This window comes from Deefgea chitinilytica, assembly GCF_016881405.1.
Classification (GTDB): Bacteria; Pseudomonadota; Gammaproteobacteria; order Burkholderiales; family Chitinibacteraceae; genus Deefgea; species Deefgea chitinilytica.
Genome location: NZ_WOFE01000011.1, coordinates 68635 through 82115, shown reverse-complemented (window position 1 = coordinate 82115; position 13481 = coordinate 68635). Strand labels below are relative to the sequence as shown.

10 protein-coding genes are annotated in these 13481 nt (G+C 51.0%); 5 read left to right on the top strand and 5 right to left on the bottom strand.

Annotated features, from left to right (window positions below; all coding sequences use genetic code 11):
- Positions 1–3: 3 nt before the first annotated feature.
- Together uvrB and GM173_RS14875 are read right to left on the bottom strand one after the other, a co-directional pair.
- On the bottom strand, positions 4–2022 hold the full coding sequence (uvrB, locus tag GM173_RS14880) for an excinuclease ABC subunit UvrB (RefSeq protein WP_203572176.1): 2019 nt from the start codon (positions 2020–2022) through the stop codon (positions 4–6).
- Positions 2023–2320: 298 nt separating this feature from the next.
- Positions 2321–3814, bottom strand: a complete 1494-nt coding sequence (locus tag GM173_RS14875) for a YiiX/YebB-like N1pC/P60 family cysteine hydrolase (RefSeq protein WP_203572175.1) — start codon at positions 3812–3814, stop codon at positions 2321–2323.
- Positions 3815–4054: 240 nt separating this feature from the next.
- Between GM173_RS14875 and GM173_RS14870 the strand changes: the two genes are divergently transcribed.
- From GM173_RS14870 to GM173_RS16330, 4 genes are all read left to right on the top strand, one after another.
- Positions 4055–4621 carry a glycine zipper 2TM domain-containing protein gene (locus GM173_RS14870; protein ID WP_203572174.1) on the top strand — a complete coding sequence of 189 codons (567 nt, stop codon included), beginning with the start codon at positions 4055–4057 and terminating at the stop codon, positions 4619–4621.
- Between the two features lie 77 nt (positions 4622–4698).
- Complete coding sequence (locus GM173_RS14865) at positions 4699–4938, top strand: PepSY domain-containing protein (RefSeq protein ID WP_203572173.1); 240 nt, start codon at positions 4699–4701, stop codon at positions 4936–4938.
- Positions 4939–4943: 5 nt separating this feature from the next.
- Entirely contained in the window at positions 4944–5621 is a 678-nt protein-coding gene (locus GM173_RS14860) for a response regulator transcription factor (protein ID WP_203572172.1), read from the top strand.
- A complete protein-coding gene (locus GM173_RS16330) occupies positions 5618–6964 on the top strand; it encodes an ATP-binding protein (RefSeq protein ID WP_203572171.1) in 1347 nt (448 codons plus the stop codon). The genes GM173_RS14860 and GM173_RS16330 overlap by 4 nt, the downstream gene beginning before the upstream one ends.
- A 276-nt stretch (positions 6965–7240) precedes the next feature.
- On the opposite strand, the gene GM173_RS14850 is transcribed toward GM173_RS16330, so the two are convergent.
- The 3 genes from GM173_RS14850 to acs form a co-directional block, all read right to left on the bottom strand.
- A complete protein-coding gene (locus tag GM173_RS14850) occupies positions 7241–7744 on the bottom strand; it encodes a DUF6803 family protein (protein WP_203572170.1) in 504 nt (167 codons plus the stop codon).
- Positions 7745–7811: 67 nt separating this feature from the next.
- Complete coding sequence (locus GM173_RS14845) at positions 7812–8096, bottom strand: hypothetical protein (protein WP_203572169.1); 285 nt, start codon at positions 8094–8096, stop codon at positions 7812–7814.
- 194 nt (positions 8097–8290) lie between these two features.
- Positions 8291–10261, bottom strand: a complete 1971-nt coding sequence (acs, locus tag GM173_RS14840) for an acetate--CoA ligase (protein ID WP_203572168.1) — start codon at positions 10259–10261, stop codon at positions 8291–8293.
- A gap of 214 nt (positions 10262–10475) precedes the next feature.
- Between acs and GM173_RS14835 the strand changes: the two genes are divergently transcribed.
- Positions 10476–13457, top strand: coding sequence for a response regulator (locus GM173_RS14835; protein WP_203572167.1), 2982 nt, complete (start codon positions 10476–10478; stop codon positions 13455–13457).
- The last annotated feature ends 24 nt before the right edge of the window (positions 13458–13481 follow it).

The following is a 13481-nucleotide window of genomic DNA, read 5'->3' as shown; positions in this document are numbered from 1 at the left end:
ACCCTAGTCATGCCCAAACGCGCGTTCGCGTAGGCGTTTGAGTTCATCACGCAATTGCGCGGCTTTTTCAAATTCGAGGTTTTGCGCGGCGTTGAGCATTTCTTTTTCAAGGCGCTTGAGTTCTTTCGCCAATTGTTTCGGGTCCATCTCGGCGACGATTTTGTGCTTTTTCTCTTCGAGGCGCGCCGCGACGGCTTCTTCGGCGTTGTAAACGCCGTCGATAATATCCTTGATTCGTTTCACTACGCCGCGTGGCGTGATGCCGTGTTCTAAATTAAACGCGATTTGTTTTTCGCGGCGGCGCTGCGTTTCGCCGATGGCTTTTTCCATCGAATTGGTAATCCGATCGGCATACAAAATCGCCTTGCCGTTCAGATTACGCGCGGCGCGGCCTATGGTTTGAATCAAGCTGCGCTCGCTGCGCAAAAAGCCTTCTTTGTCGGCATCGAGAATTGCGACGAGCGACACTTCGGGAATATCCAAACCTTCGCGCAATAAGTTAATCCCGATCAGCACATCAAACACACCGAGCCGCAAATCGCGCAGGATTTCCACGCGCTCAACGGTATCAATATCCGAGTGCAAATAACGCACTTTGACGCCATGCTCGGATAGATATTCGGTCAGTTGCTCAGACATTTTCTTGGTTAGCGTCGTCACCAGCACGCGCTCGCCAATCGCGGTGCGCTGATTGATTTCGGACAGCAAATCGTCGACTTGCGTGGCGACAGGGCGCACTTCAATTTCAGGGTCGACCAAGCCAGTCGGGCGCACCACTTGCTCGACGACTTGGCCTTGATGCTCGGCTTCATACGCGGCGGGCGTGGCGGAGACGAAAATCGTTTGCGGCATCAGGCGCTCGAATTCTTCGAATTTCAGCGGGCGATTATCCAGCGCCGATGGCATACGGAAACCATAATCGACCAGATTTTCTTTGCGCGAACGGTCGCCCTTATACATCGCGCCAATCTGGCCAATCATCACATGGCTTTCGTCCAAAATCAGCAGGCTGTCTTTCGGTAGGTAATCGAGTAAAGTCGGCGGCGCAGAGCCTGCGGGCTTGCCAGAAAAATGCCGCGAGTAATTCTCGATGCCTTTGCAAAAGCCCATTTCGTTCAGCATTTCCAGGTCGAACTTGGTGCGCTGCTCTAACCGCTGCGCTTCAACGAGTTTTTGCTCCTTGTGATAAAACGCTAAACGGTCGCGCAGCTCAATTTTGATGGTTTCAATCGCGGCGAGTACTTTCTCGCGCGGCGTGACGTAATGGCTGGACGGGAATACGGTGTAGCGCCCCATGCGCTGTTTGACGTGGCCGGTGAGCGGATCGAACAGGCTGATGCGCTCGATTTCATCGTCGAACATCGACACGCGTACCGCCAAATCGGCGCTTTCGGCAGGGAAAATATCAATCACATCGCCGCGCACCCGAAAATGCCCACGCGCAAATTCGATCTCATTGCGGTCGTACTGCATCGTCGTCAGGCGTTTGATGATGTCGCGCTGACCGATTTTTTCGCCTTCCGATAAATGCAAAATCATTGCGTGATAATCCGACGGATCGCCTATCCCGTAAATTGCCGATACGGTGGCGACGATAATGCAGTCGGGGCGCTCGAGCATCGCCTTGGTTGCCGACAAACGCATTTGCTCGATGTGCTCGTTGATCGCGCTGTCTTTTTCGATAAACAGATCTCGGCTGGGTACATAGGCCTCGGGCTGGTAGTAATCGTAATACGAGACGAAATACTCGACGGCGTTTTCGGGGAAAAACTCGCGCATTTCCGAATACAACTGCGCGGCGAGGGTTTTATTTGGCGCCATCACAATCGCTGGCCGCCCGGTGCGCGCGATCACGTTCGCCATCGTAAAGGTCTTGCCCGAACCCGTTACGCCCAGCAGCGTTTGAAAACGCAATCCATCGTCTAGGCCTTCAATCAGTTGCGCAATCGCAGTCGGCTGATCGCCTGCGGGCGGGAAGGGCTGAAATAATTTGTACGGTGAATTGGGGTATTCAACAAACATGGGTAACCTGATTGAAAGCAAGATGCTGCATTGTGGGCGGATGTGCGCTTGGACTCAAGCCTTGCGCGGGATTGTTAGACAAATATCGCCAGTGAACGACATTGCGCGATTGTTGGTGAAAGGCTGCCGTGGAAGGTCATTAAAAACGGAGTCCACGAAAGGCACGAAAGAAAGTTAAAAACGCTGGGTTTGAAGTTTGGCTTTAAGTTAGGTTTTGCCGTGTCTGAACGGTATATTTTTGTGCCTTTTGTGTTTTTCGTGGACTAAATTTTTCGTTGTACTGCCCCTAGAAAGATACTTATTTTGTCGCAAACAGCGTCGTTTTGGAATTAATCAAACGGCTCACGGTTTCGCGTAGCTTGGTTTGGATCGCCACGCCATCGCGATAAAGAATCACAGGGTCGAGTATCGGCGTATCGCCGATGGCCAGTTGCGCGACATTGTCGGGGCTGATCGTGTAGCGGCCTAGTGCTTTGGAAATTGGCCACGGCAATTCGGGGAAGACGACATAAGCCAGTTCTGAGCAGACAATCCGTTCGTGCGTGAGTACATCAAAATTAAAGTCATATTCTTTGCCCACTTGCGCTAGCGCAGTCAGGATCGCGGTTTGTTGATAGTCGATATCCGGTGTCTGGCTTTCTCGCAGCACCAGTAGGTCATCAATATTTAAAAAATGCTCCAGACTGCTAATCGTGACGCCGCTGCGCAGCGCTTCGACAATTCGGCCTCCGCTACGGATTTTGGCTTGATACACGGGCGCAATTTCGTCCCAAATGCCCATTTCGCGTAGCTCGGCTTCGCTACCCAGCCAGACGGCAACGTGGCCGTAGTGGCCAGGAATCATTTTATCGGTCAGGCGAAACGGGGTTTTCTCTAGCAGGATATCGAGTGGCTTGAGCTGACTTTCTAGCGTTTTGATTTCGCTGGCGGGTAGGTGGGTCAGTTTGCCTTTCCGCGTTTGCACTAAGCCGACCATATTGCCAAAGCCCATACTGAGGCCGTAGCTCAGTGTGTTTTGCACGCTTTTTTGCTGTAGCTCAAGCTCGCCCACCATGTATTGCAGGGTATCAGCCACATCGATTTGATTACTCTGGTGTAGCGAGATATACCAGATGGTGCTTTGACTGAGTGCGTAGTAGTCGTTTTCCTGCTGGCTGCTATCGATGCCTTGCTCGCGGCGCGCATCCATCAGTTGATCCACCCATTGGGTAGCTTTGAGTAGTCGTTGGCGATATTCGCTGGAATGATAATTACTCGCCAATTGTCGCAATGAAGTGTGGTTGCCCACATCATACGTCAGCAGGTAGTTTAGCGATGGATTGTTGGCGTAGGGCTCAATCGCGATTTGGTAGCTGTCCATTAGTACCAAAGCGGCAGCTAAGCCGCGCTGAATGTCGAGCAAAAGCTGCTGGCCTGCTTCATCGTTCGGGTTGACCGTCAGGGTGTAGCTGACTTGCTTGGTCGCGGGATTGAATAGGTGAGCGTTGCTGGCAACGCTATCGCTGAGTTTGAGTTTGACGTTGGGCGCAAATAAGGGAGCGACTTTTTCTGCATAGGGCAAAATTTCGTTGCGCAACTGAATATAGCGCTGCGCGATCTCGCGCATTTGATTGCTTTGTGCGCGGGTGAGTTTGACCGATTTTTGCTGGTTGATTTGATGGGCTTGGGCAAATTGGTAGGCTTGGCTGCGCAGATTGACCAGCTGATTAATTTGGTTTTGAAAGTGATTCACCTCGTTAGCGCGAACACTGAGGGGAAGTAGTAAGCATAAACACAGGATCAAACGTAACATGCGGTGCCCTTTTGGCCTTCGGTGGCGTTGCTGCATCATTGCCTGCCGATAAACGGTGCAATTTAACTCGGTATTAAATTAGGATTAGTCTAGGTATATCTATATAGCCATTTATTTGTGGCACTTGTGAGGATATACGTCTTATTCTTGCTGTAATGGTTTTTTTGGTAGTTCAGTAATGATTCAGCCTGATGGGAGCATTCTAGCGCTATCAACACAGAATGCGACAGGAGATTCATCATGCGAACATGGGCGATATTGGGTTTGGTTGTGAGTTTATTCGCCAGCACGGCTCATGCGGGGCGGGGTTGGGATGATGATAGAGATCGCCATCACCAGCCGAAATGGCAGCAAAAAGATTATGCGGTGATTCGCTCGGTGCAACCGCGTTATGAACAAATTAGCCAGCCACGGCAAGAGTGCCGTTCGGAATGGGTGACCGAAACGGTGGCGCAACCGTCTAGCCCGCATTATGGCGGGGCGATTCTGGGTGGCGCGGCGGGCGGGGCGATTGGCACGCAGGTGGGTAAAGGCCGTGGTCGCGATGTGGCGATTGTGGCGGGTACTTTGCTCGGCGCGATGATTGGTGATCATGTGGCTGATCCGACGCGCAGCTCGGCGACGACGCAAACGGTGAATCGTGAAGTGCAGCGTTGCCGTGAGGTGAACGATTACCGCCAACAACTGCGCGATTATCGGGTCGATTATGAGTATCGCTCACAAATTTACAGTACCACGATGCAGCGTTATCCGGGTGAGCCGGGATCGCGCTTACCGGTGCGGGTTTTGGTAGAATTGGATGATTAGCCCTAGCTTGTGATCATTCCCACGCGCGATCGCTACGCTTGCAGGTACAATCATCCTTGATTTAAAAGGAACAAACCATGAAAGCTCTATTGAAAGTGTTGTTGTGTACGGCGTGTTTACTCGCGGGTTCCGCGTATGCTGCGGTGAGCCGTGATGATGCCGCCACTTTGGCACAAAAGAAAACCAATGGCGGTCGCGTGATGTCGGTAGAAAAATTTGTCGAAGGCGGCAATAACGTCTGGCGCGTTAAAGTATTAACCAGCAGTGGCGAAGTGCGCGCTGTATTTGTCGATGAAGCCACGGGTAAAACCTATTAAACACCATGCGATTGCTGCTGATCGAAGACGAAACTGCGCTGCGTGAATCGCTGGCGGCGCGTTTAACGGCGGAAGGTTATCGGGTCGATACCGCCGTAGATGGCGAGGACGGCTTGTTTCAAGCCTGCGAATATCCGTTCGATTTGCTGATTGTTGACTTGGGCTTGCCCAAACTGAATGGCATTCAACTCATCGAGCGCGTTCGCGCTGCTGGGCATACGATGCCGATTTTGATCTTGACTGCACGCGCCAATTGGCAAGAAAAAGTGGCTGGCCTTGAAGCTGGCGCGGATGACTATCTGACCAAACCCTTTGAATATCCCGAGTTAGCGGCACGTGTGATGGCTTTATTGCGCCGTGCCTTGAAAGCCTTACCGAATGGCCTTGATTTTGGTGTATTGCAAATTGATTTTGCGCGCCAGCAAGTGCGCAATAGCGCGGGGCTGATTGAACTCACCGCTTTTGAATATCGCCTCTTAGAACACCTGATTCACCAGCGCCCGAATGTGGTCAGCAAACTCGCGCTGGCTGATTATCTTTATCCACACGAAGCCGATCGCGATAGCAATGTGATTGAAGTTTTACTGAGTCGCCTGCGCCGCAAACTCGATCAAGACAGCGCGCAGCCGAGCATCGAAACGGTGCGTGGCCGCGGCTATCGTTTTGCTTTGGAAACGGTGTGAATCGGCTAAAAAAATTATCAATTCGCAGTCGTTTGCATCTTGGCGTCAGCGCGGTGTTGCTGGCGTTTTTTTGCGTTACTGGATTCGCGGTGCAAAATATTTACCGCCAACATTTGCAAGACAGCCATTTCACGCGCCTGCAAAGTGCGGTGTATTTGCTGATTGCGATGACGGAGTTGAATCCGCAAGGTCAATTGATTCTGCCCAAGCAATTGGCCGAGCCGCTGTTTTCAATCCCCAATTCGGGTCTGTATGCCTTTATTGATAATCCCGCGCAAACCGAGAAATGGGCTTCACCGTCGGCGGCGCAGCTGCAGCAGTTGCCAGCATTAAACCTCAGTACTGGTGTGTGGCAGCAAGATGCTTTGCGAATTGGACAGCGTGATTTTCTACAAACAGCCTATCAAGTGCGCTGGTTGGCCGGGCAAACGGCGCAAACGATCCGTTTTCGCGTGCTTGAAGATCAGCAGTATGTTCAAGCGCAATTAGCGCAATTCCAACGCGCACTTTGGGGCGGTTTGGCGGCGGCAGCAGTGTGTTTATTGCTGGCGCAAGCGCTGATTTTACGTTGGGGTTTAACGCCGCTTCGTCGTTTAGAAGTCGAACTGGCGGCGATTGAAGGTGGCGAACAAGCCGAGGTGACTGGTGAATATCCACGCGAGCTCGCGCCCTTAGCGGGGCGACTCAATCGTTTGGTCGAGCAAGAGCGCGCGCGACAGCAGCGCTATCGTGAAGCCTTGGCCGATTTGGCTCACAGCTTAAAAACGCCCTTGGCCATTTTGCGCTCTGAACAATCCGGCGACGATTACGCACAACGCGTGAATGAGCAAGTGACGCGAATGGATCATATTGTGCAGCATCAGCTCAATCGCGCCGCATTGCGTGGCTCGGTTGAATTGGCGGCGGCGATTGCGCTCAAGCCCATTGCCGAACGCGTGTTGGCGGCGATGCAGAAAGTTTATGCCGGGCGCGGCTTAACGTTCACTTTGGATTGCGCCGATGATGTGGCATGGCCACTCGATGAAGGCGATGCGTTTGAAGTGCTGGGCAATCTTCTCGATAACGCGGGGAAGTTTGCGCGGCTTCACGTGACTCTATCATTGAGTCGTGATGATGGTGGTTTGTTGATGATTGTCGCTGATGATGGCCCTGGCTTTGGTGACGAACCAGTGCGCGCTTTACAACGTGGCATTCGCTTGGATGAGCACACGGACAAACCCGGCCAAGGCATTGGCTTGGCTGTGGTTGCCGATATTGTGGATGCCTACGGCGGAACGATTCAATTAGGGCGCAGTACTTTAAATGGCGCAGAAGTACGGATTGTTTTTAGTAAAGGGGTATAGCCATCTAGATGTTTATTGATATTGCTTATATTGGTATACCCTTGTTATTTGGCAGTGTTCAGAGTTGATGTTGATATTGCTTCACGCTCGCCGAGTTGGGGTTTTAAAACCCCTCATATCAAGCCGACGAAGTCGGTGCAGATATATGGGTCGCCTTCTTTTGCTTACTTTTCGCAGCGAAAAGAAAAGTAAGTCCTCGTCGCGGATTGCGACTGTAAAACACAGTGCAGCAGGCACTTAAAACCATCAACACGTAATCTGAACAAAGCCGTTATTTTAGTGGTGCATTGCTGGCATTGCGCTACTCATCTCTGGTGCCATGAATAATGTTGGATCGAGCATCCCGAAAATCATCGCAATGTGTGCGACTACTAAGAAGATGGCAACAAAAATCGCGTGCAGCTTGAGTTTTCTTTCCTCATCCCAGCCTTTACCGATCACGCCCAAATCCAATAAAGCCATCCCACCCAAAGGCACGATACCAGATAAATAAAAGCCAACCGCGATGACATCGGCGATGCCGCGCCATTCGCCGGCTTGCGTAATCGGAATCACCGCGTTGATCATTAAATAGACAAATACACCGCTGAAATAAATCCCGCCCGTAATGCTGGCAAAGCGATTGATTTGGCGCATTGCCCCGTGATACTGGCGCGAAAAGAGGATATACAACTCAGTAATCGCGACGGTTTCGGCGAGGATGACCGGAATCGCCATAAATAAAATCAGATTCCACGGTTGATTTTCGGCCAGCAAGGCCATGTAGTGTGTCATGTTCATGTGAGTCTCCGTGGCGCAGGCTTGCTGCGCCGTCATTGAATGAAAACGTAAAAATCAGAAGGAAATTTTACGAATCAGACCGTGGCGGAGGTGAAGGAGGTGCAATGCTGACGACTTGCCATGCAAGCGAAGGCGCAGCATAGCGCTCGCTGCGGATGGCGTTCATCGTCATTGAGATGGTACTGGGTGCTGGAAGTGCACAATGGCTTAAACAATCGCTAATGCTTGTAACGCTGAGCGCGCTGGAGTCGGTTTGCTCACAGTGAGACACCGCCATCGTTACACTGGTGTTTGGTGCTGCTTTGAGTGGCGCCCCAATGCCGAACAAGAGCAGGCTCAATGCTAATAGCATTGGGCTGCAGTGTCGAATCAGGTTTTGCCAAAAGTGCATGGTGGTGTTGTTGGAAGTTAAATTGAAGCTAACGATTTATGCGAAGTGCTTACGTCAGTATATCAAGTCGCACGGTTTGTAGGGTAAAAAAAATACCCCGCCACAAAGGCGGGGTCAACAACTCTCGTAAAGTTATGCTGTATTGGCGCTTGGGTTTAAATCGCGCTTTGGCGTAATTGTTCCAGGATCGCTGGGTTTTCTAGTGTTGAGGTATCGGCAGTGATTTCCAAGCCTTTGGCAATGTCACGCAACAAGCGACGCATGATCTTACCTGAGCGTGTTTTTGGTAGATTGTCGCCAAAACGGATTTCGTCTGGCTGAGCGATCTTACCGATTTCGTGTGCTACCCATTCGCGTAGCTCTTTGGCGATCCGTTTGGCTTCTTCACCTTCTGGGCGCGCGGCTTTCAGTACCACGTAGGCAACGACTGATTCGCCTTTGATGTCGTGTGGTTTACCAACGACTGCTGCTTCGGCTACCAATGGGTTGGCTACCAGTGCAGACTCGATTTCCATCGTGCCAAGGCGGTGACCAGATACGTTCAATACGTCGTCGATACGACCCATGATCCAGATGTAGCCGTTCTCGTCGCGGTGCGCTGAGTCGCCGGCCAAATACAATTTGCCGTTGTAGTCTTCTGGGAAGTAAGTTTTCTTAAAGCGCTCGGAGTCGCCCCAGATATTACGCACCATCGATGGCCAAGGTTTGCTCACAACAAGGAAGCCGCCTTTACCTAAATCAACTTGCGCGCCAGATTCATCAACGATGTCGGCCATAATGCCTGGAATCGGCAAGGTGCAAGAGCCTGGTTTGGTCGCCACAGCACCTGGCAATGGGGCGATCATATTGCAGCCGGTTTCAGTTTGCCACCAAGTATCGACGATAGGGCAACGAGAACCGCCCACTACTTCGTAGTACCACATCCATGCTTCTGGATTGATCGGCTCGCCCACTGTGCCCAATAGGCGCAATGAAGACAGATCGTATTTCTTTGGCAGATCGCCACCGAGTTTGATCAATGAGCGGATCGCAGTCGGTGCGGTGTAGAACGTGGTTACTTCGTGTTTTTCGATCATTTGCCAGAAGCGTGAAGCATCTGGGTAGGTCGGAACACCTTCAAATACCACTTGGGTCGCGCCGATGCCCAGTGGGCCGTAGGCGATGTAAGAGTGGCCAGTAATCCAACCTACGTCGGCCGTGCACCAGTACACGTCGGTTTCTTTGTAATCGAACACCCATTTCATTGTCACTTGCGTACCGAGCAGGTAGCCTGCTGAAGAGTGTTGAATGCCTTTTGGTTTGCCCGTTGAGCCTGAGGTGTACAGAATGAACAATGGGTGCTCAGCTTCAACCCATTCTGGCTCGCAGGTGTCGGCTTGGTCTTTGACCAGTTTATGCCACCAGATATTGCGTTCTTCATTCCAGTGTTCTGGTTTGGTACTAGTGCGTTGGAACACGATAACTTTTGATACTGATTCGCAACCACCCAAGCCCAACGCTTCGTCAGTAATCGATTTTAGTGGGGTGGCTTTGCCGCCGCGGACGGTTTCGTTGGCTGTGATGACCACTTTAGCTTGCGCATCTTGGATACGATCGCGCAATGCGCCAGCTGAAAAGCCACCGAATACCACAGAGTGGATCGCACCAATCCGTGCACAAGCTTGCATTGCCACAACAGCTTCGATGGTGTGTGGCATGTAGATCACAACGCGGTCGCCTTTGGTCACGCCGAGTGATTTTAAGCCATTAGCAAATTGGCAAACGCGGTGATACAGCTCGCGGTAAGTTACACGCGTTACTGAGCCATCGTCCGCTTCAAAAATAATCGCGACTTTATTGGCTTTCGTTTCGAGGTGGCGGTCGATACAATTGTAAGAAACATTGATCAAACCATCTTCAAACCATTTGAAAAATGGTGCATTGTCTTGATTCAAGACTTGAGTAAATGGTTTTTTCCAGCTCAGCATACTGCGGGCTAGGTCAGCCCAGAATCCTTCGTAATCGGCAGTGGCTTTATCGCAAAGTGCGTTATAACCGTCCATGCCGGATACGGTTGCATTAGTACGAAACTCGTCTGATGGTGGGAATAGGCGAGTTTCTTTTAAAACTGAATCGATACCACTCATGTGTGAGCCCCTTCGTAGAGAAACTGAGTTGAAAATAATCTAAGCCGAGCGTATTGGATTACGAGCTTGAAAGCTAATTGTCTTTTTTGATGTCATAAATCAGTGAGGCTGATGTAGTGAAAAAGACGTTGAATTGATTAGGGTTTGTTGGGAAAGCAGCAGAAAGCAGCTATGCTCAATGAGCATGTAACACCGATTTGGCACAAGGAGTGCAATGCGTCTTGACGTGGTACCTGCGCTATTACGCGCGCAATCGAATTTTCTCGCTGAGGTCATTGAGCCCAGCGGGTTTGCTGCTGTCTTGCAAGATTTGCTGGCATTGACGGGCAGCGTGTGTGGCGCTCTAGGGGAATGGAGTGCAAATCATCACAGTGTGCAACTGTTTTCCTTACAGACTGCTAGCGGTTATTCAAGTCCCCATTGTTTGTGGCCGATGCGGCCCGAATATCGTGCGGCACTTGCGAAAGGTCGCGCGGTCGTAGTGTCTGCCGAGCAAGTTGACGACACGTTTTCTGAGCTATTTGCGGTAACGCAGCCGCTGCTTTATCGCTTGATTTTACCCTTGCAACATCAAGGAAAAACGGTGGGTATTGCGATCTTAGCTAATTCAGATAATGCCTACAGCGCAATACTGCTTAAGCAATTACAGGCTTTCCTCGCGACACTAGCGCAGTTGATCCTGTTTCAAAGACAAGCCATTCAACGCCAGCAAGCGCAAGAAAAGCATCAGCGCCAACAAGCTTCGTTACGGGCCTTGAGCCAGATTACTGCGCTGCGGCAACGTAACGATCATGAGTTAATTGCCAATGCTTTGTATTTGGCTTGTAGCTATTTTGGCGTGCCAGTTGGCACTGTGAGCCATATTCAGCAAAACGATTATCTGATCGAGGTGCAGTATTCAGCCAACGGTGCATTGCATGAGGGCGTGCAATATGACTTAACAGAGACCTATTGCAGTCTGACCTATCAAGCCGACGATGTCGTCGCGATTTCAATGATGGGTTTGTCGCCTTGGGCCAATCACCCTTGTTATGCCAAGTTTGGTTTAGAAACATATATTGGGACTCCTATTTGGGTTGCAGGGCAACGCTACGGCACGCTGCATTTTGCTGCTCCGGAAGTGCAAGCGCGGCCGTTTGATGAGGTGGATTACGAATTTTTGCGTCTGATGGCGCGTTGGGTCGGGGGAACCATTGAGCGGAAATTGGCAAGGCAAGAACGGGATGATATTGCTGAGCGCTTTCGAAAAATCGGTGAACAAGTGCCGGGCCTGATTTTTCAAACGCGGATGAATCAAGACGGCAGTAGTGCCTATTTATATGCCAGCGCTGGTATCGAAGGAATTTATGGTGTGAAGCCTGCCGATGTGGCGGAGGATGCTACTAAAGTATTGGCGTATCTGCATCCAGACGATGTGAATGAAGTCGTTGCCAGCTATACCAAGGCATTAGAGTCATTGTCACATTGGGATACGGTGTACCGGATTAATCATCCGGCGAAAGGCTTGATTTGGGTTGAGGCGCACGCCAAGCCTGAACGAACGCCAGAAGGCGATACGCTGTGGTACGGCATGGTGATGGATGTGACTGAGCAGCAGGCCGCAAAATTCAAACTTCAACAAGCGATGCAGGCCGCAGAAGCCGCCAATCAAGCCAAGAGTTTGTTTCTGGCCAATATGAGTCATGAGATTCGCACGCCGATGAATGGCGTATTGGGCATGATTTCATTATTGTTGGATTCTAATTTATCGCCGCAACAGCGTGAATATGCCGAAACTGTGCGTTATAGCGGCGACGTTTTAATGGGCGTCATCAACGATATTTTGGATTTTTCCAAAATTGAGGCGGGGCGCTTAGAGCTGGAAATGCTGGATTTTGACTTGCCGCGTTTGCTTAATGATTTTTCGGCCATGATGTCTTTGCGCTTGCAAGAAAAAGGCTTGCGCTATCGTTGTGATATTGCAGCGGACGTGCCCGCGATGTTGCGCGGCGACCCAGGCCGTTTGCGGCAAGTGCTGATCAATTTGGTTGGCAATGCGATTAAGTTTACTGAGCAGGGCGAAGTGAGCGTCAATGTGAGTTTGCAAGCGCAAACCGCCAATGCGATCACGCTGCGTTTTTGCGTTAGCGACACCGGGATTGGTATTCCAAGCGATAAAATTCATCGCCTGTTTAATAGCTTTTCTCAGGTTGATGAAAGCACCTCCCGCCGCTTTGGAGGGACGGGTTTAGGTTTGGCTATCTGCAAGCAAATTGTGACGCTGATGGGCGGCGATATTGCGGCACATAGCATTGCTGAGCAGGGCACTGATTTTGTGTTTACGGTGCAGATGGCGATGGCTTCTGTGGCGGCGCATGTTCGCTTAAGGCAAGCGACGACGCCACAACAGCAAAAAGTCTTGGTGGTGGATGCAATTGATACTCATCGGGAAGCCTTAGTCAATTTATTAACGGTTTGGGCTGGGCAAGTGGTGGCCGTCTCGAATAGCGAACAAGCCTTAGCGCTATTGCATACCGCTGCACAAACGTCGCAGCCATTTACGCTGGCGGTGCTGGATTTACATTTACCTGAAATCGATGGTTTGCAGATGGCGCGCATCATCAAAGGCGATCCGGTTTTAGCTGCTTTGCCCTTGATGTTGGTGACCGCGATTGGTGTGCGTGGTGATGGTAGTCGAGCTCATCATGCTGGTTTTGCGGCGTATTTGACCAAAGCAGTGCCGGCTGATGAGTTTTACGGCGTGCTCGAGCTGGTGCTGCAAGGCGAAGGCGATACTCAGCTTGTCACGCGGCATACCTTAAAAGAGACGAGTTCAGCGCAGCACTATAAAGTCCTGTTGGCTGAAGACAATCCGGTCAACCGGATGGTCGCGGTCAAAATGCTAGAAAAACTAGGCTGCACGGTTGTGACCGCCGAAAATGGGCGTTTTGCGCTGATGTCGGTGCTAGAGCAGCCTTTTGATTTGGTGTTTATGGATATGCAAATGCCAGAGATGGATGGTCTTGAAGCCACTCGCTTGATCCGCAGTCAAGATAATGGCAGATTGTCGGGCATTCCTATTATTGCATTGACCGCTAATGCGCTGGCCGACGATAAGCAGCGCTGTTTAGAGGTTGGGATGAACGATTTTCTGGTGAAACCGATTCAGCCTGATGCTTTGCTCAAAGCATTAAAACAATGGGCAGGTCGTTCATAAGGTTGGGTATTTTCCTCTAGGCAT